Annotated in this window: 21 protein-coding genes; 8 read left to right on the top strand and 13 right to left on the bottom strand. The window is 55.5% G+C overall.

Translation table 11 applies throughout. The annotated features are described in order from the left end of the window. The first annotated feature begins 23 nt into the window (after positions 1–23). Both bamJ and cycA read left to right on the top strand, forming a co-directional pair. Complete coding sequence (bamJ, locus tag MUU51_RS13695; protein WP_200849706.1) at positions 24–644, top strand: BamJ family beta-barrel-assembly machinery protein; 621 nt, start codon at positions 24–26, stop codon at positions 642–644. A 308-nt stretch (positions 645–952) separates the two neighbouring features. Continuing rightward, a complete protein-coding gene (gene cycA / locus MUU51_RS13690) occupies positions 953–2356 on the top strand; it encodes a D-serine/D-alanine/glycine transporter (protein WP_159774952.1) in 1404 nt (467 codons plus the stop codon). Positions 2357–2398: 42 nt separating this feature from the next. Here cycA and ytfE read toward each other — a convergent pair whose 3' ends face one another. The 4 genes from ytfE to MUU51_RS13670 form a co-directional block, all read right to left on the bottom strand. Further along, a complete protein-coding gene (gene ytfE / locus MUU51_RS13685) occupies positions 2399–3061 on the bottom strand; it encodes an iron-sulfur cluster repair protein YtfE (protein WP_159774950.1) in 663 nt (220 codons plus the stop codon). An 80-nt stretch (positions 3062–3141) separates the two neighbouring features. Further along, positions 3142–4116, bottom strand: coding sequence for a DMT family transporter (locus MUU51_RS13680; RefSeq protein WP_159774948.1), 975 nt, complete (start codon positions 4114–4116; stop codon positions 3142–3144). A gap of 73 nt (positions 4117–4189) precedes the next feature. Further along, the gene (locus MUU51_RS13675) at positions 4190–5014 is read right to left on the bottom strand and encodes an AraC family transcriptional regulator (RefSeq protein ID WP_159774946.1); all 825 of its coding nucleotides are present in this window, start codon (positions 5012–5014) and stop codon (positions 4190–4192) included. Between the two features lie 78 nt (positions 5015–5092). Further along, positions 5093–5941: an SDR family oxidoreductase gene (locus MUU51_RS13670; protein ID WP_258967940.1), complete on the bottom strand. Its 849-nt coding sequence runs from the start codon at positions 5939–5941 to the stop codon at positions 5093–5095. A gap of 90 nt (positions 5942–6031) precedes the next feature. Between MUU51_RS13670 and MUU51_RS13665 the strand changes: the two genes are divergently transcribed. After that, complete coding sequence (locus tag MUU51_RS13665) at positions 6032–6412, top strand: winged helix-turn-helix transcriptional regulator (protein WP_159774942.1); 381 nt, start codon at positions 6032–6034, stop codon at positions 6410–6412. A gap of 46 nt (positions 6413–6458) precedes the next feature. Here the strand turns inward: MUU51_RS13665 and MUU51_RS13660 are convergent, their stop codons facing one another. Further along, the gene (locus MUU51_RS13660) at positions 6459–8402 is read right to left on the bottom strand and encodes a bifunctional 2',3'-cyclic-nucleotide 2'-phosphodiesterase/3'-nucleotidase (RefSeq protein ID WP_159774940.1); all 1944 of its coding nucleotides are present in this window, start codon (positions 8400–8402) and stop codon (positions 6459–6461) included. A gap of 191 nt (positions 8403–8593) precedes the next feature. Here MUU51_RS13660 and cysQ point away from each other — a divergent pair, with 191 nt between their 5' ends. Further along, on the top strand, positions 8594–9334 hold the full coding sequence (gene cysQ, locus MUU51_RS13655; RefSeq protein WP_159774938.1) for a 3'(2'),5'-bisphosphate nucleotidase CysQ: 741 nt from the start codon (positions 8594–8596) through the stop codon (positions 9332–9334). On the opposite strand, the gene MUU51_RS13650 is transcribed toward cysQ, so the two are convergent. Beyond that, positions 9328–9885 (bottom strand): YtfJ family protein, encoded by a 558-nt coding sequence (locus MUU51_RS13650; RefSeq protein ID WP_159774936.1) that lies wholly within the window; start codon positions 9883–9885, stop codon positions 9328–9330. The two genes, cysQ and MUU51_RS13650, sit on opposite strands and share 7 nt — an antisense overlap. A 322-nt stretch (positions 9886–10207) precedes the next feature. On the opposite strand from MUU51_RS13650, the gene MUU51_RS13645 reads away from it, so the two are divergent. Then, entirely contained in the window at positions 10208–10414 is a 207-nt protein-coding gene (locus MUU51_RS13645) for a DUF1107 domain-containing protein (protein ID WP_110510900.1), read from the top strand. An 85-nt stretch (positions 10415–10499) separates the two neighbouring features. Here MUU51_RS13645 and paeA read toward each other — a convergent pair whose 3' ends face one another. From paeA to MUU51_RS13615, 6 genes are all read right to left on the bottom strand, one after another. Then, positions 10500–11837 carry a polyamine export protein PaeA gene (gene paeA, locus MUU51_RS13640; protein WP_110510899.1) on the bottom strand — a complete coding sequence of 446 codons (1338 nt, stop codon included), beginning with the start codon at positions 11835–11837 and terminating at the stop codon, positions 10500–10502. A 147-nt stretch (positions 11838–11984) separates the two neighbouring features. After that, positions 11985–13529, bottom strand: a complete 1545-nt coding sequence (locus MUU51_RS13635) for an MFS transporter (RefSeq protein WP_159774934.1) — start codon at positions 13527–13529, stop codon at positions 11985–11987. 85 nt (positions 13530–13614) lie between these two features. Beyond that, a complete protein-coding gene (locus MUU51_RS13630; protein WP_258967939.1) occupies positions 13615–14637 on the bottom strand; it encodes a Gfo/Idh/MocA family protein in 1023 nt (340 codons plus the stop codon). Between the two features lie 10 nt (positions 14638–14647). Next, positions 14648–15715 carry a Gfo/Idh/MocA family protein gene (locus MUU51_RS13625; protein ID WP_258967999.1) on the bottom strand — a complete coding sequence of 356 codons (1068 nt, stop codon included), beginning with the start codon at positions 15713–15715 and terminating at the stop codon, positions 14648–14650. Further along, entirely contained in the window at positions 15715–16896 is a 1182-nt protein-coding gene (locus MUU51_RS13620) for a Gfo/Idh/MocA family protein (protein ID WP_159774930.1), read from the bottom strand. Before MUU51_RS13620 ends, MUU51_RS13625 begins: the two co-directional genes overlap by 1 nt. 12 nt (positions 16897–16908) lie before the next feature. Further along, positions 16909–18063, bottom strand: coding sequence for a Gfo/Idh/MocA family protein (locus MUU51_RS13615; RefSeq protein WP_258967938.1), 1155 nt, complete (start codon positions 18061–18063; stop codon positions 16909–16911). 190 nt (positions 18064–18253) lie between these two features. On the opposite strand from MUU51_RS13615, the gene MUU51_RS13610 reads away from it, so the two are divergent. Beyond that, complete coding sequence (locus MUU51_RS13610; RefSeq protein ID WP_159774926.1) at positions 18254–19312, top strand: LacI family DNA-binding transcriptional regulator; 1059 nt, start codon at positions 18254–18256, stop codon at positions 19310–19312. A 3-nt stretch (positions 19313–19315) separates the two neighbouring features. Here the strand turns inward: MUU51_RS13610 and msrA are convergent, their stop codons facing one another. Next, the gene (msrA, locus tag MUU51_RS13605) at positions 19316–19957 is read right to left on the bottom strand and encodes a peptide-methionine (S)-S-oxide reductase MsrA (RefSeq protein WP_159774924.1); all 642 of its coding nucleotides are present in this window, start codon (positions 19955–19957) and stop codon (positions 19316–19318) included. A 212-nt stretch (positions 19958–20169) separates the two neighbouring features. On the opposite strand from msrA, the gene tamA reads away from it, so the two are divergent. After that, positions 20170–21903, top strand: a complete 1734-nt coding sequence (tamA, locus tag MUU51_RS13600; RefSeq protein WP_159774922.1) for an autotransporter assembly complex protein TamA — start codon at positions 20170–20172, stop codon at positions 21901–21903. Continuing rightward, positions 21900–25676 carry an autotransporter assembly complex protein TamB gene (gene tamB, locus MUU51_RS13595; protein ID WP_258967937.1) on the top strand — a complete coding sequence of 1259 codons (3777 nt, stop codon included), beginning with the start codon at positions 21900–21902 and terminating at the stop codon, positions 25674–25676. The genes tamA and tamB overlap by 4 nt, the downstream gene beginning before the upstream one ends. The last annotated feature ends 1 nt before the right edge of the window (position 25677 follow it).

The raw sequence follows: 25677 nt of genomic DNA, 5'->3' as shown, positions 1-25677 counted from the left end.
TTCATCCGATGAAAGGAAAGACCATGGCAACCCCGACTTTTGACACCATTGAAGCCCAGGCTAGTTACGGAATCGGCCTCCAGGTAGGACAACAGCTTAGCGAATCCGGGCTGCAGGGCCTGCTGCCAGAAGCACTCGTTGCTGGTATTGCTGATGCGCTGGAAGGCAAACAGCCGCAGGTTCCAGTGGATGTGGTTCACCGTGCGCTGCGTGAAATTCACGAACGTGCTGATGCAGTGCGTCGCGAACAATTCGAAGCCATGGCTGAAGAAGGCGTGAAATACCTGGAAGAAAACCGTGAGAAAGACGGCGTGAGCAGCACCGAATCCGGCCTGCAGTTCCGCGTTCTCAATCAGGGCGAAGGCGCAATCCCTGCACGTACCGACCGCGTACGCGTTCACTACACCGGCAAACTGATTGACGGCTCCGTGTTTGACAGTTCCGTCGCACGCGGCGAACCTGCGGAATTCCCGGTTAACGGCGTGATCCCAGGCTGGATCGAAGCCCTGACCCTGATGCCAGTTGGCTCCAAATGGGAACTGACTATCCCGCAAAACCTTGCTTACGGTGAGCGTGGCGCTGGCGCGTCCATCCCACCATTCAGCACTCTGGTTTTCGAAGTAGAACTGCTCGAAATCCTGTAAGTCAGCTGATCCTCTCCCGTTCGCGGGAGAGGATGTTAAAAAGTAGTGTAAAACCCTTTGTTTTGAATTTTTTTTTAGCATTTAATCTTGCATTGTCGTGAGGTTAGTGTGTTTTTGTGAGATGTTTCGCGTAAGTAGAGTGATATAACACTCACTTCAAACATCTTATTAACATTATATTCATTTCTTAGTATTCAACCCGCCGATTCTTTCCTACTATCGATCCGTCTTAAAACTGAAACATCGACAGATGTATTCAATGGCCGCAGAGCCAGCACAACACAACAGGAACAACAGGAAGAAATCACATGGTAGATCAGATAAAAGTCGCTGCCGACGAAGAGGCATCGACCGAACAGTCGCTACGGCGCAATCTCTCCAACCGGCACATTCAGCTTATCGCTATCGGCGGCGCCATCGGCACCGGGCTGTTTATGGGATCGGGTAAAACCATCAGTCTGGCCGGGCCGTCGATAATCTTCGTTTATATGATTATCGGCTTCATGCTCTTCTTCGTCATGCGCGCAATGGGTGAGTTGCTGCTGTCGAATCTCGAATACAAGTCCTTTAGCGATTTCGCTGCCGATCTGCTCGGACCGTGGGCGGGATACTTCACCGGCTGGACTTACTGGTTCTGCTGGGTGGTGACCGGAATGGCTGATGTCGTCGCGATTACCTCCTATGCGCAATTCTGGTTCCCCGGATTGTCAGACTGGGTCGCGTCACTGGCGGTTATCCTTCTGCTGCTGGGCCTGAATCTCGCCACCGTGAAAATGTTCGGCGAGATGGAGTTCTGGTTCGCGATGATCAAAATCGTTGCCATCGTCGGGCTGGTGATTGTCGGTCTGGTCATGGTGATGACGCACTTCACCTCCCCAAGCGGTGTACAGGCTTCATTCGACCACCTGTGGAATGATGGCGGCTGGTTCCCGAAAGGGATTAGCGGCTTTTTCGCCGGGTTCCAGATAGCGGTGTTTGCCTTCGTCGGTATTGAGCTGGTGGGCACCACGGCTGCCGAAACGAAAGACCCGGAGAAATCCCTGCCGCGTGCGATCAACTCGATTCCCATCCGTATCATCATGTTCTACGTGTTCGCGTTGGTGGTGATTATGTCCGTCACACCATGGGGTTCCGTAGTACCGGATAAGAGCCCGTTTGTTGAATTGTTCGTACTGGTTGGCCTGCCAGCGGCGGCGAGCATCATCAATTTCGTGGTGCTGACCTCTGCGGCATCGTCCGCGAACAGCGGCGTATTCTCGACCAGCCGTATGCTGTTTGGGCTGGCGCAAGACGGCGTAGCGCCAAAAGCGTTTGCCAAGCTCTCTAAGCGCGCAGTTCCGGCGAAAGGTCTGACCTTCTCCTGCATCTGCCTGCTGGGCGGGGTGGTGATGCTGTACGTGAATCCAAGCGCAATCGCCGCGTTCACGATGATCACTACCGTGTCGGCCATTCTGTTTATGTTCGTGTGGACCATTATTCTGTGTTCGTATCTGGTCTACCGCAAACAGCGTCCGCAGTTGCATGAAGCGTCAAAATACAAAATGCCGCTCGGCAAAATGATGTGCTGGGTATGTATGGCGTTCTTTGTGTTCGTGCTGGTGTTGTTGACGCTGCAGGAAGATACCCGTCAGGCGCTGATCGTTACGCCGCTATGGTTCGTGGTGCTGGGCTTAGGCTGGATATACGTCGGTAAAAAACGGATGGCGAAGTAACGACTTTTTCCCTCTCCTTCCCGGGAGAGGGAAACGACAGAACTATTCCCCTGCTAACGCCCGCGGGAAAAGCACATTATTTTCCAGACTGATGTGCTCCATCAAATCATCAATCAGTTCGTTAATGCCGTTATACATCGCCTTCCAGGTGGTGCAGGCTTCCGGCGGTGGCGTCACGTTGTGAGTCACGTGTTTAATCACTTCCAGCAGTTCTCCGGCATCATCATGCTCGCTTTCCATTACGCTGATGGGCCCCATCGCCTGGCTGCCCATGCCTCGTTTGATCATCGGGAACAGGATCTGTTCTTCTTTCATCATATGGCTGGAAAGCTCCTGATGCAGGGCGGTCAGGTATTTCGCCAGGCCTTTTGGCACGTTGGGTTTATCCGCATGCACGCGCTCCACTTTAGTGGCCTGTAAAATCAGCTCTGGCAACTGTTCGCGGTGACGGTCGTGATAGCGCACCAGAATGTGGTCGATAATTTCAGCCAGCGGTGCCTCGCGCCACTCTTTCTCGACGGGCTGCAGCGCGAGTGTTGCCAGCTCTGCTTCGATCAGCGCCACGTCCAGCGCTTTGCGTTCCGCAGCCCTGGCCAGGGTTTGCTTGCCACCGCAGCAGTAATCCATATCGTATTGACGAAACAGGGCAGACGCACGCGGGATTGTGAGCGCCAGTTCACCTAAAGGTTGATCGCGAAATGCCATAGCCGTTACCTCATCTTGAAACATAAGATGCATTTTAAATGCATCTTTACGGTAAAGAAATACCCCTTAGGAATAACGGATTATTTTACCGGGTCTTCATGCAGTTCCTGGAGTCGCGGAGGCTGTGGTTTGGCGCGCACGGCGATCATCACGCCCACGACCAGTAGCGCAATGCCGGTGAACGTCAGTAGCGGCGGAAAACTCTGGCGCAGGAGGAAGGTATACAGCAGGCCCGCCAACGTTTCGAACACAATTAAAGGCCCGACGATAACCGTTGGCAGGCGCTGACTGGCGATATTCCAGCACAGTGCGCCCACCCACGAGCAGAACACGGCGATGGCTATCATCAGCGTGATAAACACCTCTGGTCGTGGACCAAACGGCAGCGGGAAGGATTGTTCCTGGCCGCTGAGCCACAAACAGGCAAGCACGTAACCCAGCAGCGACACGGGCAGTGTGACGAGCGCCTGTGCGGTCGCCCACATCATCGGGTGCTTATCCGGATTTTCACGCAGCCAGCGCGCGTTGCGCAGTGCGTACCACGCCCAGCATACGACGGATATTAACGCCAGACCGATCCCGCTCCCGTAACGCCACCAGCTGAAATTTACGAGGCCGTGGCGCAGCTCGGCGATATTCACGCATACCAATCCCAACGCGATGCAGGCCAGGGCGGGCGCCATGCTCAGCCAGGAGAGCTTGCCGTCGCGATGGCTGTACAGCAGATTGGCAAATACCGGAAGCACCACCGGCAGCGTACCGATGATCATCGTTGAAACCGGCGCGCCCGCGCGCTGAATGGCGCTAGCCAGGCAGACGTAATAAATGAGGTTGCCCATCATGGTCAGGCCCAGCGCCGTAAGCCAGTCACTTTTGCTAAGCTGTTTAAGCTTCGCGCGTCCGAGCCACGCCAGCGGCAGGGCAATTAATCCCAGTGCCAGATAGCGCCCCATCGACTGCAACACCGCCGGGTATTCCGGCACCAGTAGCGGCCCGACGAAAATCAAACCCCACATCAACCCCGCCAGCAGGGCGTACAACACACCACTCATCATTTTCTGCCCCTTCATGGTCAACAGACGCAGTGTAGGAAGGACGGTGGCGGGACGTATTGTATGAGGTTGCGCATTAGCGCATGAAGACCTGTTTCTGGTAGCGAACGGGCGTGATGCCGTAGCGATGGGTAAAAGCTCGGGTAAGGTGTGACTGATCGGTCAGGCCGGTAGCGGCAGCCACTTCGGCGGCAGGCATGCCGCGGGTCAGAAAATCTTTGGCACGCCACAGGCGAATTGCCATCAGCATCTGGTGTGGCGAAACGTGATAACGGGCTTTGAACTGACGCTGAAAATGGTACGGGCTCAGCGACACCACTGCGGCCAGATCGTCGAGGGTCACGGTATGCATATAGTTATCGTGCAAATAGTCGCGAACGCGCTCGAAACGGTGGGGCGCTTCATGCAAATGCGGAGCATGGTGGGCGAAGGGGCGGAAGGTCTCGATAAGATCGAGCAACATCCCTTTTTGTGCCAGTGGGTCGTCGGTATTCCACAGGTTATAAATTTGCTGGCAAAGCAGGGCGGAGCGTTGGGCGTCGTGACGGACCACATCGCTGAACCACCAATGGCGAACGCCGGTCACTTCTTCAAGTAAATCCGGCTCCAGATACACCATCCGATAGCGCCAGCCGTCGGCGGTTTCTGCTTCGCCCGTGTGTAGCTCGTCCGGGTTCATGGTGACAACGGAATTGACCGGAGCCACATACTGGGTGCCGCGATAGCGAAAACGTTCGGCGCCCAGTTCAATGGCGCCGATACCAAAGGCTTCGTGGGTATGCGGTTCAAAGGCATAGCGCGAGATATGGGCGTGATAAAGCTCCACCCCAGGCACCTGGGCCAGATGGCGGAAGCTGGCACTGTCTCGCTCGTCTGTGAATTGCTGAGGAACACCCTGCATGCTGACCTCCCACGGAATATCCCGTCATTATCGAAGATACCCCGTGGGCGCGCCACAAAAATAGCCGCTTGTTAACTTTTACAGGAGTCTTTTGACGCTTTCAGACAACGGGGTAGTTGGGCGCTGGATAAGTTTGCTGAGGGTGCGGCTGTCATCAAACAGGCCGCCTTTTGAGGCACCAACGTCAGAGTCCGCCAGCATATCTGCCAGCCCAGCTGGCAGGCCGACACCTTTCAGTGCGGCGGCAAAATCTGCTTCGCTCAGGTTCTGGTAACTCACTGGCTTACCGCTCTGTTTGCTCAGTTCGGCGACCAGTTCGCTGAGTGTCCAGGCACTGTCACCCGCCAGCTCATACACTTTTCCTGCGTGCCCCTCTTCGCTCATCACCTTTGCCGCGGCGGCAGCGTAATCGGCGCGGGTCGCCGAGGCAATTTTGCCGTCACCCGCAGCCCCGATAAACACGCCATGCTCAATGGCCTGAGGCGCGCTGGCGAGATAGTTTTCGGTGTACCAGCCGTTACGCAGCAGGGTGTACGCGATACCGGATTCAGCGAGCATTTTCTCGGTTTCGACGTGCTCAACCTGCAGGCCCAATGGGGATTTGTCAGCATGGAGGAGGCTGGTGTATGCAATGAATTTCACGTCCGCGGTTTTCGCAGCGTTGATGACGTTGCGGTGCTGCACAGCGCGCTGGCCCACTTCGCTGCCGGAAATCAGCAGCAGTTTGTCTACGCCCTGGAATGCGGATTTAAGCCCGGCTTCGTCGGTGTAATCGCCCTGACGGACGACGATGCCTTTGTCGCTCAGTGCCTGGGCTTTCGCCGGGTTACGCACAATGGCGACCAGCTGGTTGGCGGGAACAGTTTTCAGCAGGTTGTCGATAACAAGTTGGCCCAGTTGGCCGGTAGCGCCGGTAATTGCGATCATCAGGTGACTCCTTCGTGTTTGTCTTCAGTTGTGATACGCTAACACCGAAACTAACTTTTAGTAAGTACGCACAAAAAGGTAAGTATAAAAATGGCAAATCCTACCCTCAGTGAACAGCTGCGCGATGGCAATTTGTTTGCCGAACAGTGTCCGTCCCGGGACGTGCTCAAGCATGTGACCAGCCGCTGGGGCGTGCTTATTCTGGTGGCGCTGCGAGATGGAACCCATCGCTTCAGCGACCTGCGTCGGAAAATGGGCGGCGTCAGCGAGAAGATGCTGGCACAGTCCTTACAGGCGCTGGAGATGGATGGCTTTATCGACAGAGTGTCGTATCCGGTGGTGCCCCCGCATGTGGAATATAGCCTGACGCCGCTCGGCGTGCAGGTGAGTGAGAAAGTGGAAGCGCTGGCGGACTGGATTGAGCTGAACCTGCCGCAGGTGATGGCACACTGGGATGAGCGTGCCGCGTGATTGCCCGGCGGCGCTGAGGCTCGCCGGTTCTACAAATAGCCTACAGTTACTTGCTTAAATCAAGCTGATACACCGCAAAACCAATATCGTCGGTGCCGACTTTTTTCATCGGATACTGCGCGTGGTCTTTGATAAACGCCGCGGCTTTCTCCGTCGGTGACGTCTCAAAACGAATATCCAGCGGTGTGGCCGAATGAATCGGCGCTAAGCGCCAGTTGTTGTCCGCTGCCGGATGGATTTCGCCCTGTTTTTTCGACTCCGCCCCGATCCACGCCGCCAGCACCGAACGGTTTTCATCTGGTGAGGCGAAAGCGATATGGCTGTCGCCGGTTCCGGCAAACTTGCCGCCGTAAGCGCGGTAATTATTGGTCGCCACCAGGAAGGTTGCGGTTGGGTCAATAGGCTTGCCGTTAAAGGTCAGGTTTTTGATGCGTTCTGCTTTCGGGTTAATGCTCTGGCATTCGCCGTCGTAGCGCGCGGGTTGGCTGACATCAATCTGATAATCCACGCCGTCGATAACGTCGAAGTTATAGGTGCGGAAACCGTCCCAGTTGATCAGTGACTGCGGTTTGCTGCTGGTCACGTCAATCTGGTTGAACTGCCCGGCGGAGCACTCCAGCCACTCTTTCACCTCTTTGCCGCTGACTTTCATCACCACCAGCGTATTCGGGTAGAGATACAAATCGGCGGCGTTACGGAAGGTGAGCTGGCCTTTTTCCACTTCCACAAAACTGGCCGGATCGTTTTTACGTCCACCGGCTTTAAACGGTGCGGCGGCGGAAAGCACTGGCAGTTTCGCCAGGTCCGGGTCGCCCTGAATAAAGTGCTCCACGTAGGCTTTCTGCGCCATATTCACCACCTGAACGGTGGGATCGTCCTGCACAAGCGACAAATAGCTGTACATATTGTCGGACGATTTACCGATAGGCTTGCTGACGAAAGCGCGAGTTGCGTCGTGATCGGCCTTCAGCACCTTCACCATATTCTGATCTTCAGCGGCGAGGGATTTTTTGGCGACGGCATCATAAATCGGCCGCGCTTCGGCTTTGGCCTGCGACACCTGCCATTTACCGCCATCATTGTTCAGCACCAAATCCACCACTCCGAGGTGATCGCCCCACATGCCAGGCATCACCGCCGGAACGCCGTTGAGTAAACCTTTGTCGATATCCGCCCCTTTGATGTTGGCGAAATCCTTCGACGGGAACACCGCATGGGCGTGGCCAAACATGATCGCATCGACGCCTGGAACCTGGCTGAGATAGTAAACGGAGTTTTCCGCCATCGCCTGATACGGGTCGGCGGAGAGGCCTGAGTGGGCGATAACCACGACCACGTCGGCACCTTTTTCACGCATTTCAGGCACATACTTGCGGGCAGTTTCGGTAATGTCATTCACCGTCACTTTGCCGCTAAGATTGGCTTTATCCCAAATCATTATCTGCGGCGGCACAAAACCGATATAGCCAATTTTCAGAGTCTGCGGCTTGCCGTCTTTGTCGACAACCTGGGTCTCTTTAATCAGATACGGTGTAAATAGCGGCTTTTTGGTCTTAACGTCGATGATATTGGCATTAACGTACGGGAATTTCGCGCCATTGATTGCTTTGTGCAGGTAATCCAGTCCGTAGTTAAATTCGTGGTTACCAAGATTACCCACCGCGTAATCCAGCGTATTCATCGCCTTGTAAACCGGATGGACATCGCCCGATTTGAGCCCTTTCGCCGCCATGTAATCGCCGAGCGGACTCCCCTGAATCACATCACCGTTATCCACCAGCACGCTGTTTTGCACTTCACCCCGCGCGGCATTGATCAGGCTGGCGGTGCGCACCAGACCAAACTTCTCCGTGGCGGAATCTTTGTAGTAGTCAAAATCCATCATGTTGCTGTGCAGGTCAGTGGTTTCCATGATCCGCAAATCCACGGTCGAAGCCTGAACACTTGCGGCAATCAGCGTGGCAAGGAGCGTTGCGCTAAACTTAATCATCAGAGGGGGCCTTTTATTGATCGAGGGCACAAAAGACAAAAGGGTATACATCCTGTTGCTTACAGAAGTGTGAAGGTTGCCAGAAAATTGCGCGAGGAAACGGGTAACGCTTCACAGATAGCGCAATCGGTCGCGATAGGATATAAATAAAACAACGAGTTAACGCCACTCTACTTAACACGAGGTGGAAAATGCTGGAACAAGTATGTCAGCTTGCACGGAAAGCAGGTGATGCCATTATGCAGGTTTACGATGGGGCACAGCCGATGGACGTCGTCAGCAAAGCTGATGACTCTCCGGTGACGGCAGCGGATATTGCGGCCCATAGAGTGATAGTCAGCGGGCTGAACGCCCTGACGCCGGAAATTCCGGTGCTGTCAGAAGAAGACCCGCCGGGGTGGGACGTGCGCCAGCACTGGCAGCGCTACTGGCTGGTGGATCCGCTCGATGGCACCAAAGAGTTTATCAAGCGCAACGGAGAATTCACGGTCAATATCGCCCTGATTGAACAGGGGAAACCGGTGCTCGGCGTGGTCTATGCGCCCGTGATGAAAGTGATGTACAGCGCACATGAAGGCAAGGCCTGGAAAGAAGAGTGCGGCGTGCGCAACCAGATTCACGTGCGCGATGCCCGGCCGCCGCTGGTGGTGATCAGCCGTTCGCACGCCGATGGCGAGCTGACGGAGTATCTGCAGCAGCTTGGCGAGCATCAGACCACATCGATTGGCTCGTCGCTTAAATTCTGCCTGGTGGCAGAAGGGCAGGCGCAGCTTTATCCGCGCTTCGGGCCGACCAACGTCTGGGACACCGCCGCGGGCCACGCGGTTGCGGTGGCCGCCGGGGCGCACGTTCACGACTGGCAGGGAAAAACCCTCGATTACACCCCGCGTGAAGCGTTTCTCAACCCCGGCTTCCGGGTCTCAATCTACTGACCGAGTAGCTTATGCAGCAGGGCGATAACCTGCTGCACATCCTCTCGTGTCAGCGCCCCGTCTTTCGCCCATTCCACGCGGCCTTCTTTATTCAGCACCACAATGGCCGAACTGCCTTCTTCAAGCTGCCAGGCGCTGCGTGCCAGTCCGTTGCTGTCGACAATAAACTGTGACCACGGATAGAGCTTTTTATTGCTCTCAATGCTGCTGCGCACGAACATCCCCGAGCCTGGAATGGCGTCATCAGTGTTTACAATGGTGGTGGTCTGGTATTTATCGTGCGGAAATTTTTCGGACTTAATCGCTTCGATAAGCGTGGCGTTCTTCTCTTTGGCAGATGTACGACCGGCAATATGTTGTACAACTCTCACTTTGCCAGGAAGCTGCGAGCTATTCCAATTTTTATAGCTAAAATCATCATTATCAAGAATGAGTTCGCCACGGTCCGCGATGCCCACAGCGGGCACCCGTTGACCGTTCTGGAAATTATGCGCAGAGGCCATCAGCGGCATTAACAGGCATGAAATCGCCATCAGCTTACGTAGAGTCATGGTGTTTTCCTTATTTTATGCAGGTGATCCGACCACTTGGTTCTAAGCTTTAATGATAAGTGCGAATGATGAGGTTTTCCCGCAATCATGATGCCAGTTTGCGGGTGACCGCACATAACCGTGGAAAAATGAAGGCTTATACTGACTTATTCACCAATCTGAATAGATTATTCTTAATTACTGTCATCAAACGGTAAATAAACTTCTACAGACTGGGTGTCCCGGTTGATATGGACTATAGTTTTAGAGCATTAATTTTGCGCCCCGGAACGCGGACCCGATTATGGAGTCGCAAGGGCGTAAGACTCAGCAGGAGATAACAATGAAAATTTTCCAACGGTACAACCCACTTCAGGTGGCTAAGTACGTGAAGATCCTGTTTCGTGGACGGTTGTACATCAAGGACGTGGGCGCTTTCGAATTTGATAAGGGTAAGATTCTTATCCCGAAAGTGAAGGACAAGCAGCATCTTTCTGTCATGTCCGAGATCAACCGTCAGGTTACGCGTCTGCAAACTGAGATGGCGTAATCAACCAACGTGCTATGCAGTAATTAAGCAGTAAAAAAAACGGCTCCTCGAAAGGGAGCCGTTAGTGTTTCTATGGGCCGTAAACTTATGCCGCGCCTTTCTCTTCGGCATCAGGCAGTTTCGGCGTCAGAACCGTGGGCTTGCTGTCGACGCGGGTCACCAGCAGCTGATCGATGCGGTAGTTATCGATATCCACCACCTCGAACTTATAACCCGAGAACTTAACGAAATCAGTGCGTTTCGGGATTTTGCGCAGGGTAAACATCATGAAGCCGCCGATGGTTTCATAGTTGCCCGATTGCGGGAAATCGTCGATATCCAGCACGCGCATCACATCTTCAATCGGCGTACCGCCGTCGATGAGCCATGAGTTTTCATCACGCGCTACAATCTGCTCTTCCTGACCCTGACCGACCAGGTCGCCCATCAGCGTGGTCATCACGTCGTTGAGGGTGATAATGCCCACCACCAGCGCGTATTCGTTCATGATAACTGCGAAGTCTTCACCGGCGGCTTTGAAACTTTCCAGCGCTTCTGAGAGCGTCAGGGTATCCGGCACAATCAGCGTATTGCGTAACTGCACGCCACCCGCCAGCGCCAGACTCTGGTTCGCCAGCACGCGGTTCAACAGATCTTTTGAGTCAACATAGCCGATGATGTGATCGATATCTTCTTTACACACCAGGAACTTAGAGTGTGGATGCTGCGCGACTTTGTTTTTCAGGCTTTGTTCGTCTTCGTTCAAATCGAACCAGATAACGTTTTCGCGCGACGTCATCGACGATGGCACGGTACGCGATTCCAGTTCAAACACGTTCTCAATCAGTTCGTGTTCCTGCTTACGCAGCACGCCAGCCAGCGCACCGGCTTCCACCACCGCATAAATATCGTCGGAGGTGATGTCGTCTTTACGCACCATTGGCAGCTTGAACAGGCGGAAAATCATGTTTGCCATACCGTTGAAGAACCACACCAACGGGCGGAATACTGAGAGGCAGAAGCGCATCGGGTTGATGATCCGCAAAGCCACGGCTTCGGGCGAAATCATACCGATGCGTTTCGGAGTCAGGTCAGCTATCAGGATGAACAAACTGGTGACCAGCACGAACGACAGAATGAAACTTATCTGCTCAGCAAGCTCAGCTGAAACGTACTTAATAAGAATGCTGTGGAAGGCCGGGGAAAAGGCTGCATCACCGACGATACCACCAAGAATGGCGACGGCGTTAAGACCGATTTGCACCACGGTAAAGAACATACCGGGGTTTTCCTGCATTTTGAGAACACGGTGTGCATTAATATTGCCCTCATCGGCGAGCAGCTTCAGTTTGATTTTGCGGGAAGCTGCAAGCGAAATCTCGGAAATCGAGAAAAACGCACTGACGCCGATGAGGCAGAGTATGATTAATATACTGTTTAACATAGTTTTTCTAACCGTTAAGGTCAGAACCTCGGAAGGATGGTTGAGTCGTTGATTGAATTGGATGAACGCTTAAAAAACCGGTCCGAAGGCTCTGGACCGGCAATATCGGGGATAGTATAGCGTAAGGGACTGTAAATTCGCCAGAGGTTAACTTCCAGGCACGAAAGCGGCACCGTTTTTGCTTTTATCCGGCGTAGCGTCCCACACTTCGTTGTAGGCCCGACCGGTCAAATCTTTAATGACCTGGCGTGTCTCTTCATCGCAATCCTCGCAAGCGCCGCCAAGTTTGCGACGGGCTATCTCTTTTATCAGCGTTCTGTGCGATGCCTGGGTGAGTTTGAATTTGAAAGTCATCCAGAAGCTTATCGCCAACAGCCCGGAGGTGGCGAAAATCATCAGCCCAATAATCGCGTGCAGGGCGCTTTCCGGCTGAGCGCCGCCGCCTTTCACAAAGCCGCTTTCCTGCAACACAATCCCGATAAGCATAATGGCCAGCGCCACCGTACTTTTGCGGGTCAGCACCATCACGCCAGCGAAAATACCTTCGCGACGCTGGCGAGTGACTATCTCATCCACATCGGGAATGAAGCTGTAAATGTTCCATGGAATGTAATACAGCCCCGCACGGGCCGCGCCGAGTACCACAAACACGGCGGAGAACAGCAACGTTGGCACCTGGAGATCGTTGATATACACCACAAACAAGAACGCCAGCACCGCGAAAATACAGCTGTAGGCGAGTCGCAGCGCGCCGGATGGCGTCATGTTGAGCTTATTCATCAGCATCATAAAGCCGAAGGTGCCCGGCACAGACACAAAGGCAGCGATAGTCAGCAGGCCCGATACCGCCCCGGCATCGCGGCCTAGTGCGTACACGACGTAATAGGTGAAGACCGACCCGAAGACATCCATCGCGGTGAACGAGCAGATGTAAATCATAATGTGCTGGCGAAAGGCTTTGATTTTGAACGATGAAAAAAGGTCGATAACCAGATATTTCAGGTGATTGAACAACCCTGATTGCCGGTTATTCTCGGGCTTAAACTCATACTCTTCGCGCACATCTTTGGCTTCCCAGGTACAGGCCCAAGTGGTAAAGACCGCAATACAGAAGATCAGGGCAAAGATGCTGCCGGTCAGGGTGTAGGTAAACGAGTTGTCCTTACCGGTAAACTGCATAATCACGCCGGGGATGGAAACCGCCAGAAAGCCGCCAAACTGGGAGCACATCATGCGCACGCCGGAAAGCCGGGTACGTTCGCTGAAGCGGTTGGTCATTTCAGCGGCCAGCGTTTCCCACGGAACCAGGACCATCGCTGAAAGCAACTCGATGGAAAGATAAGTGCCGAGGTAATACCAGTAGCTCATGTCGGTGAGCCAGACCAGCGCATACAGGAACATCAGCGGGGCGCTTAACAACAGGAAAAAGCGGCGGCGACCGAATTTACGGCCCAGCCATGTATCGCCAAAGTTATCCGTCACGTAGCCCATGACCGGGCTTAAAATGGCGTCGATAACGCGGGCAATCGCGAAGATAGAGCCCGCCTCTAAAACCGACAGGCCACAATAGGTGGTGTAAAAAAAGAGTAACCAGGTGCCGATTACGGCAAAAGCACCCCCGCCAAAAAGATCGGTTACGCCGTAGCCAATTGCCACGCCGTAGCCCACTCTGCGTTCAGTAGGTTTAGCCATATTATTATTCTCGTGCTGATTTGTTTGGTTATGGCACACGCCTCATCAGTGCGTGCCGCATCTTATTACAGCCTCAAGTGCATTGTTATTCGGGCAACGTGACCCATTGTCGTAATTGTGACGAACGATAAATTGCCTCAACCAGATGCAGCGATTTCGCCGCGTCGTTGAGGCCGGTAACGCCGCTGTGACTGTCACTGCGCACGGCGTCATAAAACTGGCGAATGGCGTTGATATGGCCGTTTCCCCAGTAGCGTTTACTGTGGCCGTAGGGTGCTTCGTCGCTGGCAATCTCCACTCGTTTGCCGTCGTCGACGTGCCACAGCGTGTTATTGCGCAGCTGCAACTCGCCGTTTTCGCCGTGGATATCCAGCTGCAACGGCGCGTCCTGGGTGTGATTGTTGCTGGCGAAAAATAGCCCGCGCGCGCCGCCGGTAAAATCGAGCGTAGCCATGGCGGTGTCTTCGGTGTCGATGGTGTCGGCGAGCCGCGCGCAGTCCACCACGGCTTTCAGGCGCGTCACGCCGCCGCCCAGCCACTGCATCAAGTCCAGGGTGTGAATGGCCTGATTGATCAGCAGGCTGCCGCCCTCGGTGGCGTAATGCCCGCGCCACGCGCTGTGGGCGTAATACGGTTCAGTACGCGACCAGGTGAGGAAGGCGTTGATACTGAGCACGCGCCCGATAGTGTTTTCCTCCAGCAGCTGACGCAGCGCCAGGCTGGTGGGGTTCAGGCGATTTTGATAACAGACACCGAGCTGCCCCGAAGCCTGTATTTCTGCTTCCCGTATTTCCGTCACTTCGGCCATGTTCATCGCCACCGGCTTCTCGCAGAACACCTGTTTTCCTGCCGCCAACGCGGCGAGAATCATCGGTTTATGGAGGTAATGCGGCGTGCAGATGTGCACCGCGTCGATGGCCACATCACAGAGCATCTCCCGGTAGTCCTGATAAAAATGGCAGCCATACCCGGCGGACAGCGCCAGTCCTTTGTCTTTGTCGACGTCCACCACCGCCCGCAATGCCACGCCAGGCGTCTGGCGTAGTGCTTCAACGTGGCAGGTGTGAATGGCTCCGCAACCGATAATGGCGGCATTCAGCGTTTTCATCGCAGCCTCCTCATCGTCCGGCGTTGGCCAGCATTTGCGCCTTCACGCACAGCTCGGCGGCCTTAAAGGCGTGCGCCTGGCTCATGGCGTTTTCGGTGCGGTTCAGGCAATCCTTAATCAGCTCGCCGAAATAAGGGAAACCTACCTGGCCCGCCACCGGATAGCGATGCTCGCCGTCTTTATTCACCAGATACACCACGTCCTGTTCGCCGCGCGTCAGGTCAATGTATTTGCGGATTTCGATATAACCTTCGGTGCCGAGCAGCGTCAGGCGGCCGTCACCCCAGGTTGGCAAGCCTGCTGGCGTGAACCAGTCGCAGCGGAAATAGCCCGTTGCGCCGTTAGCCCCGGCCAGCATTGCATCGCCGAAATCTTCGAATTGCGGATACTGTGGATGCGTGACGTTGCGCACCTGGCTGGCGACGATGTGCGCCTCTTCATTGCCGGTGTAAAACAGGAATTGCTCAATCTGATGGCTGCCGATGTCGCACAGAATGCCGCCGAAGTAGCGCCGCTCGTAAAACCAGTCCGGGCGGCCTTCGCCTTCGCGGTGTGGCCCGGTGCCAAGCGTCTGAATGACCTGACCAATCGCGCCCTGTTTCACCAGTTGCCCGGCGAAGACTGCGCTTTCCACGTGCAGGCGTTCGCTGTAGTAAACCGCGTATTTACGCCCGGTTTTCGCCACCATTGCTTTGGCATCTTCCAGCTGTTCCAGGGTGGTCAACGGCGCTTTATCGACGAAGTAATCCTTGCCAGCCGCCATCACTTTCAGCCCCAGTGCGCAACGTTCAGACGGCACGCCCGCGCCTGCGATAAGCTGCACCTGTGGGTCGTTAAGCAACGTTTCCAGCGAGGTGGCAACCTGGGCCTGCGGATACTGCTGCACAAACTTATCGACTTTCGCCGGGTCCGGATCCCACACCCATTTCAGCTGCGCTCCGGCTTCAACCAGCCCGTTGCACATGCCGTAGATATGCCCGTGATCGAGGGCGGCGGCGGCAAAAACAAACTCGCCAGGCTTCACCACCGGCTGAGGTTTGCCGGTCGGGGCGTAATTCATACCGTCGTTCTTGTTCATCATGCTGCTCCTGTATCGAAATTTTTGCCGAGCGGGATGGCGCCCACTTCGCTGAAGTTGGCGACTGAGGCGGATTTTTCATAAAAATGTGGCGCGCGCGCGGTCAGGCCGCCGGTCCGATAAAAGACGTCGTCAGGCGTAATTGGCAGCGTCACCACCGTGCGGGTAATCGCTGATTTATAAATGGCGGTGATGATTTCCAGCGAACGCTTGCCCTGCACGCCGTCCACTAACGGCGACGTCTGCTGTTCAAGTGCGGTGAGGACGTTGTCTATTTGCCCGGTGTGCAACGTCCACCGTAGCCTTGGCGTCGTCTGAAACAGCGTGGCGAGCTGGTCTTCCAGCGCCGTGTTATGGGTCTCTTGTGGGAAACCGTTGTCTGCTGACTGACTGGCGAAAACGTCCCATGGCGCGGAGATTCGCGCTTTTTCACCCTGAATCACCATTTTCTGATCTTCGCCGTGATGCACCACCGAGGCAGTAAGCTGGGTCAGCGCGCCGGAAGGGTATTTGAAAATGGCGGCGCTCAGGTCCTCCACTTCGGCATTGTCGTGGGCGACGTTGCTCATCATTGCCACCACTTCGCTTGGGAAGCCGAGCATCCACTGAATGGCGTCGATGTGGTGTACGGCGTGGTTCAGCGTGCAGCCGCCGCCTTCTTTTTCCCAGGTGCCGCGCCACCACAAATCGTAATAGCAATGGCCGCGCCACCAGAAGGAATCGACCTGTGCGTGGCAGATTTTCCCCGCAAGGCCGGAGTCCACCGCCGCTTTCAGGCGCCAGAAGGCGTCGGTAAAGCGGTTCTGGGCGATAATCGACAGCGTTTTACCGCTTGCCTGCTGGGCGGCAATCATCGCGTCGCACTCTTCCAGCGATGCGGCCATGGGTTTTTCGCACAGCACGTGTTTCCCCGCGTGCAGCGCGTCGATGCTGATTTCCGCGTGAACGTACGGCGGGGTGCAGACATCCACGATATCAACGTCCGGTTCGTCATCGAGCATCTGCTGATGGCTGCTGTAAACCCGGGCGTCCTGCAAGCCGTAGCGCGTTTTTTTCTCCTGTGCTTTTTCCGGGTAGATATCGACCAGCGCGACAATTTGGCAGCGCGCGCCCATTTCCAGATAGCCCTGAATGTGGTTGTGCGAAATGTTCCCTGTTCCGACAATTGCGACACGTAACATGTTGGCTCCTACTTACCAGGTTCCGGATGCGTCGAGGGTGCGGCTCTCGACCTGTTTTTCCACCGAGGCGGCGATGCGTTCATCGAGCAGTTGCTTGAAGCGCTGCTCATCAAACGGTAAATCGACCCAGCTGTCGGTCCACGTGGAAAGGTGCATGGCGTTGGAAAGGGTCAGGCCGCGAATGCCTTCGAGGCCCGGAGCGATAAGGGGTTCGCCGCGCAGAATGGCGGCACAGAAATTGGCGGTTATCACGTGATGTTCGCTGCATTCGGCGGCGACGGGGAGGATGACTTCCCAGCACTCCGGCTCGCCAAAGCCGTTTTGCCAGCGCGCATTGAAGGCGTCTTCAGATTCGCGCAGTCGCCAGAAACGCAGCCTGCCCTCTTCGACAACAATTTTGCCCCGGGTACCTGCGATTTCCAGGCGGTTGGTGCCCGGTGTTTCCGCCACGGTGGTAATGAACACGCCGGTCGCGCCATTGGCATATTCGGCGTAGGCGGTGACTTCGTCTTCCACCTCAATCTGACGGTGCTTGCCGAACTGGCAGAAGGCGCGCAGTCGTACCGGCATACCGACCAGCCACTGCCAGAGATCGAGCTGATGTGGGTCCTGATTGAGCAGCACGCCGCCACCTTCACCTTTCCATGTGGCGCGCCAGCCTCCAGAGTTGTAGTAGCTCTGCGAGCGATACCAGTTGGTGATAATCCAGTTAGAGCGGCGGATGTCGCCAAGTTCGCCGCGGTCGATCAGGTCTTTGACCTTCTGATACAGCGGGTTAGGGCGCTGGTTGTACATGATGCCGAACACCACATCGCACTCGCGGGCGCAGGCGTTCATCTCCTGAACCTGCGCGGTGTAAACCCCGGCGGGTTTTTCGCACAGCGTATGAATGCCGTTTTGCATCGCCAGGATCGAGAGGCTCGGGTGATCGTAATGCGGCGTGGCGACGATCACCGCGTCGATAAGCCCACTGCGCAGCATGTCATGGGCGTTGCTGAAGATGTCGACCTTCTCACCCACAATTTGACGGATGGCGTCGTGCTTTTTCTCGTCAATATCGCACACCGCGGTCAGTTGCGCGTCTTTCACCGTGCCTGCCAGCAAATAGCGGGCGTGAACTGTGCCGATATTACCCACACCAATAATGCCGAATCTTACGCTTTCCATGTCATACCTTATTCAGAGTTGATGGCTGATAAAGCGAAAATAGGTAAGGGGATACGGACAGACAAAAGGAATTTGTGAGAATGCTCGCAGGCTAATTATCAATTTTCCCTGCAATGGGAAATTCTGTTTTAAAATCAGTTGACTGTATCTGCAAAAATTTGCAGATATTGATTGCGAGCGAGGTCACATAATGTCCGGCAAGCTGAAAATGGACCAAATTGCGGCGGCAACGGGATATTCCGTCAGTACAGTTTCGCGAGTGCTAAGCGGAAAATCGTATACCAGCGAACAGGCGCGGGAGGCGATTGTTCGCTGTGCCAGAAAGCTTGGCGTGCTGGATGAACTCGCCAGCGGGCGGTTATTGATTAATGGCATTGCCGTATTTGCGCCGTCGAGAACCTTTACCGCGCGTGGGGATATTTTCTATCAGGAAGTGACCCGTGGGATTGCCGATGCCATTGAACCGCATGATGTGTATCTGACATTTTGTGGCCTGGAAGAACAGGACGCGGATATTAAGGTCTTCCTGGATAAAGCCAATAATAAGAATATTAACGCGATAATTATTATCGGCACCGATGATTCCACCGTCTTTAAGCTGGCGCAGACCCTGAATAAACCCTGCGTATTAATTAATACCAACGACAAAGAACGTATTCTTGATGCAGTTTCTCCCGATCATCGTGCCATTGGTTTTAGCGCCATGCGTTACCTGTTCGAGCAAGGCCATCGGCGCGTGCTGTGCATGACTACCCTTCGACGTGAAACGCTGTATGCCCGGCTGGATGGCATAAAAGAGGCCTATCGCCGCTATCACGTGCCGTTCAACGCGCAAAAGGATGTGATTATCACCGAAGGCTTTACCGCCGAGGAATCCGAGCAGGCACTGATGCAGTGGCTGGCAAAAACCCCGCGTGAAGAGTGGCCACAGGTGATTTTCCCCGGCAGCACCAGCATGACTACCGGCGTGCAGCGCGTGCTGGCGCATCACGGCCTGCGAGTGCCGGAAGATATTTCGCTGATAACCACTGATTTTCACTGGCGGCTCGATAACGAACTGGCGAAGCCCATCACCAGCGTGACGGTGCCGTGTCGCGAACTGGGCGTGGAAGCGGTGCATTTACTGCAAAACCGGCTGAACCGGCAGGGCGCCTCAGTGCTGAATGTGCTGCTACAGGGGAAATTACAGGATGCGGGAACGGTGAGTAATGCAACGCGGCATGCGGCCCGCGTTGCGATAGAGAGCTAACGGTCAGGCGAGCTGTGGCGGTAAGCACACGCCAATGCCGCCGATGCCGCAGTAGCCGTACGGATTTTTATGCAGGTACTGCTGGTGGTCGTCTTCCGCGTAGTAGAACGGTTTAGCGGTGTCGATTTCAGTGGTAATGGTTCGGGAGTCATTGGCCTCGTTCATCGCCGCCTGGAAACGCGCCAGACTGGCGTGGGCCGCTTTCTCTTGCTCAGGCGTCAGCGGGTAAATTGCCGAGCGGTACTGGGTGCCTTTATCGTTGCCCTGACGCATGCCCTGGGCCGGATCGTGATTTTCCCAGAACACATGTAACAACTGCTCATAGCTGATAACGGACGGGTCATAGACCACGCGAACCGCTTCGGCGTGACCGGTTTCGCCGGAGCACACTTCGCGATAGGTCGGGTTCGGTGTGTAACCGCCGCTGTAGCCCGCGGCGGTGCTGTAGACGCCAGGCAGCTGCCAGAACAGGCGTTCAACGCCCCAGAAGCAACCCATGGCGAACAGCGCGACTTCCATCCCTTGCGGAATATTGGTCATGGAATGCTCGTTAACGGCATGCAGCGCGGCGACAGGCATCGGCGTATTGCGACCGGGCAGCGCATCCGCTTGAGCGACAACGTGTTTTTTATCGAATAAACTCACGGTTTGGCCTCCGGATAAAGGAAATTGGGGTTAAGGTTGTCACAGCGCCTCTCTTTGATGACAATAAAGGCGATGAATACGTCTAGATTTAAACATAAGAAATATTGAGGTGGATGTCTTTTTTTCAACCGGTAGTGTTGAACTTTTGTTAAGCCGTGGATCGGCTATTGCGTTTCCTGACGGGGTGGAAACAAGGATATTTGGGAGAAAACGTGCCACAAATTCGCCAGTTATGTTGGGCCAGTCTGTTATTGGTCAGTGGTGTTGCCGGGGCGGCAAACATACGTTTACAGGTAGATGGACTTTCTGGAGAGCTGCTCAAAAACGTGCGCGCGCAGCTGTCGACGATTGAAAGCGACGAGGTGACTCCGGATCGCCGCTTCCGTGCGCGTGTGGATGACTCCATCCGTGCAGGGCTTAAAGCTCTGGGCTATTACGAACCGCAGATTGATTTCGAACTGAAGCCTGCACCGGCCAAAGGCCGTCAGATTCTGCTGGCGCACGTCAAACCGGGTGAACCGGTACGCATTGGCGGCACCGACGTGATTTTGCGCGGCGGCGCACGTAATGACAGAGACTATCTGGATTTACTGAATAAACGCCCGGCGATAGGGACGATTCTGGACCACGCCGATTACGACGGCTTCAAAAAATCTCTCACCGGCGTCTCGTTGCGTAAGGGCTACTTCGACAGCGAGTTTAAAAAGAGCCAGCTCGGCGTGTCGCTCGACCGTCATCAGGCATTTTGGGATATCGATTATGACAGCGGCGAACGTTATCGCTTTGGCGCCGTCACGTTCCAGGGGTCGCAGATCCAGGACCGTTATTTGCAAAATCTGGTGCCGTTCAAAGAGGGAGATTATTACACCTCCGATGATTTGGCGGAGCTGAACCGCCGCCTTTCCGCGACCGGCTGGTTTAACTCGGTTGTCGTGGCGCCAGAATTTGATAAAGCGCGGAAAACAAAAGTGCTGCCGTTAAGCGGCGTGGTGTCTCCGCGTACCAAAAACACCCTCGAAACCGGTGTCGGTTACTCCACCGACGTGGGGCCGCGAGTCAAAGCCTCGTGGAACAAGCCGTGGATGAACTCCTACGGACACAGCCTGACCACCGACCTCAGCCTGTCTGCACCTGAGCAGCAGCTTGATTTCTCCTACAAAATTCCGCTGTTGAAGAACCCGCTGGAGCAGTATTACCTGCTGCAGGGCGGCTTCAAACGCACCGATTTGAACGATACCGAATCCGACTCGACGACGCTCGGCGTGTCGCGTTACTGGGATCTCTCCAGCGGCTGGCAGCGCGCCATCAACCTGCGCTGGAGCCTTGACCACTTTACGCAGGCTAACGTCACCAACACCACCATGCTGCTTTATCCGGGCGTGATGATCAGCCGTACCCGTTCACGCGGTGGCCTGATGCCAACCTGGGGCGATTCGCAGCGCTACTCGGTGGATGTCTCCAACGGCGCGTGGGGCTCTGACGTCGATTTCGTCGTTGCTCAGGCGCAAAATACCTGGATTCGCACAATTTACGATCGCCATCGCTTCGTGGTGCGCGGCAACATCGGCTGGATTGAAACCGGCGACTTCGACCGGGTGCCGCCCGATCTGCGCTTCTTCGCCGGGGGCGACCGCAGCATTCGCGGCTATAAATACGAATCCATCTCGCCAAAAAATGCCGACGGCAAACTCACCGGCGCCTCGCGTCTGGCCACCGGTTCACTGGAATATCAGTACAACGTGACCGGTAAATGGTGGGGCGCGGTATTCGTCGATAGCGGCGAAGCGGTGAACGACTTCCGCGACAATGATTTCAAAACCGGTGCTGGCGTCGGCGTGCGCTGGCAGTCGCCAGTCGGCCCGGTCAAACTCGATATTGCCGCTCCGGTGGGTGATAAAGAAGAGCACGGTTTACAGTTCTACATCGGTCTGGGGCCAGAATTATGAGTTTATGGAAGAAGATTAGCCTCGGCGTCCTGGTGTTTATCATCCTGCTGCTGGGGACCGTGGCGTTCCTGGTCGGCACGACTACCGGTTTGCATCTGGTATTTAAAGCGGCTGACCGCTGGGTGCCTGGCCTTTCTATCGGCCAGGTGGTTGGCGGCTGGAAAGATTTGACCGTTAAAAACCTGCGTTACGAGCAGCCAGGCGTGGCGGTCGATGCCGGGCAATTTCATCTGGCGGTGAACACGTCCTGCCTGTGGGACAGCAGTCTGTGCGTGAGTGACCTTTCGCTTGCCAACGTGAACGTGGCTATCGACAGCAAAAAGATGCCGCCGTCGGCACCAGCGGTGGAAGAGGACAGCGGGCCGCTGAACCTCTCGACGCCGTATCCTATTACGCTCAGTAGGGTCGCGCTGAACAACATCAATATCAAAATCGACGATACCACGGTGTCGGTGATGGATTTCACCTCCGGCCTGAACTGGCAGGAGAAAAACCTGACGCTGATGCCAACGTCATTGCAAGGGCTGCTGATTGCGCTGCCGAAAGTAGCGAAAGTGGCGCAGGAACAGGTGGTTGAGCCTAAAATCGACAAGCCGAAGCCGGATGAAAAACCGCTCGGCGAAACGATGAAAGACCTGTTCTCGAAGCCTGTTTTGCCTGAAATGACCGATGTGCATCTGCCGCTGAACCTGAACATTCAGGAATTCCGCGGCGAGCAGCTGCGTCTGACCGGCGACACCGATTTAACGGTCTACAAACTGTTGCTGAAAGTCAGCAGCATCGACGGCAACATGAAGCTCGACGCGCTGGACGTGGATTCGAGCCAGGGTACGGTCAACGCCACCGGTACCGCGAAGTTGCAGGATGACTGGCCGGTGGATTTAACCCTCAACAGCACCCTGAATATCGACCCGGTGAAGGGCGAAAAAATTAAAATGAAGATTGGCGGCGACGTGCGCAAGCAGCTCGACGTCGGGATTAATCTTTCCGGGCCGGTGGACGTGGGCATTCGCGCTCAGGCGCAGCTGGCCGAAGCCGGGCTGCCGCTGAATCTCGAGGTGCTCAGCAAACAGCTTTACTGGCCGTTTACCGGTGAAAAGCAATATCAGGCCGACAACGTAAAACTCAAGCTTAGTGGCAAGATGACCGACTATACGATGTCATTCGCGGCTGTGGTAAAAGGGCAAGGTCTACCGCCAGCCACGATTACGCTGGACGCGAAGGGCAACGAGCAGCAGGTCAATCTCGATAAACTGACCATCGCGGCGCTGGAAGGGAAAACCGAGCTGAAGGCACTGCTCGACTGGCAGCAGGCGATCAGCTGGCGCGGCGAGCTGAAGCTTGACGGCATCAACACCGCCAAAGAAGTGCCGGACTGGCCGGCGAAGCTGAACGGTCTGATTAAAACCAGTGGCAGCCTGTACGGCGGCAGCTGGCAGGTCGACGTGCCGGAACTGAAACTCACCGGTAACGTGAAGCAGAACAAGGTCAATGTCGACGGGAAGCTTTCCGGTAACAGCTATCTGCAATGGAAAATTCCCGGCCTGCACCTCGAACTGGGGCGTAACAACGCTGACGTGAAAGGCGAACTGGGGGTGAAAGATTTGAATCTTGATGCCACCATCGACGCGCCAGGGCTGGATAACGCGCTGCCAGGACTTGGCGGTACGGCGAAAGGATTACTGAAAGTGCGTGGCACCATCGATGCGCCACAGCTGCTGGCAGATATTACCGCCCGCAACCTGCGCTGGCAGGAAATCTCTGTCGCTCAGGCTACCATCAAAGGTGACGTCAAATCGAGCGATCAGATTGGCGGCAATCTCGACGTGCGCGTGAACGGTATTGCGCAGCCGGGTGTGAACATCAGCCAGGTGCTGCTCACCGCCAAAGGTGATGAAAAGCAGCACAAGCTGGAGCTCAAAATGCAGGGCGATCCGGTTTCCGGTCAGCTTGAACTGGCGGGCAGCTTCGACAGGAAAGAGCAACGCTGGAAAGGTACGCTGAGTAATACGCGCTTCCAGACGCCGGTCGGCCCGGTGTCGCTCTCGCGGGCGATTGCGCTCGATTACCGCAATCAGGAACAGAAAATCAGCATCGGACCACACTGCTGGACCAACCCGAACGCCGAGCTGTGCGTGCCGCAAACCATTGATGCGGGTGCTGCCGGACATGCGGTGGTGAATCTCAATCGCTTCGACCTGGCAATGCTCAAACCGTTTATGCCAGACGCCACGCAGGCCAGCGGTGTGTTCACGGGGAACGCCGACGTCAGCTGGGATGCCACCAAAGAAGGGCTGCCGCAGGGCAAAGTGAGCCTGTCCGGGCGCAATGTGAAAGTTACCCAGATGGTGAACGATGCGGCGCTGCCAGTGGCGTTTGATACGCTCAAGCTGAATGCCGATTTGCACAACAACCGCGCGCAGCTGGGCTGGACGATTCGCCTGACTAACAACGGCCAGCTCGACGGGCAGATTGACATCACCGACCCGCAAGGGCGGCGCAATCTCGGCGGTAACGTCAATATCCGCAACTTCTCGCTGGCAATGATTAACCCTGTCTTCGCGCGCGGTGAAAAAGCAGCGGGTACCCTGAATGCGAATCTGCGTTTGGGCGGCGATCTACAAAGCCCACAGTTGTTCGGCCAATTGCAGCTCACCGGCCTGGATATCGACGGCAACTTTATGCCGTTCGACATGCAGCCGAGTCGAGTGGCGATGAACTTCAACGGCACGCGCTCGACACTGGACGGCGTGATTGCCACGCAGCAGGGGCAGATTAGCCTCAGCGGCAGCGCCGACTGGACGCAAATTGACAACTGGCGGGCGCAGGTGGCGGCGAAAGGCAGCCGGGTGCGCATCACCGTGCCGCCGATGGTGCGCCTCGATGTGTCGCCGGACGTGGTCTTTACCGCCACGCCAAGCCTGTTCACGCTCGACGGTAACGTAGACGTGCCGTGGGCGCGCATCGTGGTCCACGACGTGCCGGAAAGCGCCGTGGGCGTGTCCAGCGACGAAGTGATGCTCGACAAAGATCTCAAACCGGTGAATCCGAAATCTGCGGGTATTCCTATCAACAGCAACCTGACGATTCACGTGGGCAATAACGTGCGTCTGGATGCGTTTGGTCTGAAGGCGCGTCTGACCGGTGACCTGAAAGTGGCGCAGGACAGTCACGGTCTCGGCCTCAACGGACAGATCAACATTCCGGAAGGGCGTTTCCATGCCTATGGTCAGGACCTGATCGTGCGCAAAGGGATCTTGTTGTTCTCTGGCCCGCCAGATCAGCCTATGCTCAATATTGAAGCCATTCGTAACCCTGATGCCACCGAAGATAACGTGACCGCCGGGGTGCGCGTGACCGGAATGGCGGACCAGCCGAAGGCCGAAATCTTCTCTGACCCGGCGATGTCTCAACAGGCCGCGCTCTCGTACCTGTTACGCGGACAGGGGCTCGACAGCGAACAGGGCGACGGCGCTGCAATGACTTCCGCACTGGTTGGCCTGGGGGTTGCACAAAGTGGGCAGATTGTGGGTAAAATCGGCGAGACGTTTGGCGTCAGCAATCTGGCTCTGGATACCGCTGGAGTAGGGGATTCCTCTCAGGTGGTGGTCAGCGGCTATATCGCGCCAGGTCTGCAGGTAAAATATGGTGTGGGAATTTTTGACTCTCTGGCAACACTCACGTTACGCTATCGCCTGATGCCTAAGCTTTATGTTGAAGCGGTGTCTGGCATAGACCAGGCACTTGATCTGCTCTATCAGTTTGAGTTTTAGC

The sequence above is a fragment of the Scandinavium manionii genome, assembly GCF_024764775.1.
Lineage (GTDB): Bacteria > Pseudomonadota > Gammaproteobacteria > Enterobacterales > Enterobacteriaceae > Scandinavium > Scandinavium manionii.
This window is presented reverse-complemented; position numbering and strand designations above follow the sequence as displayed.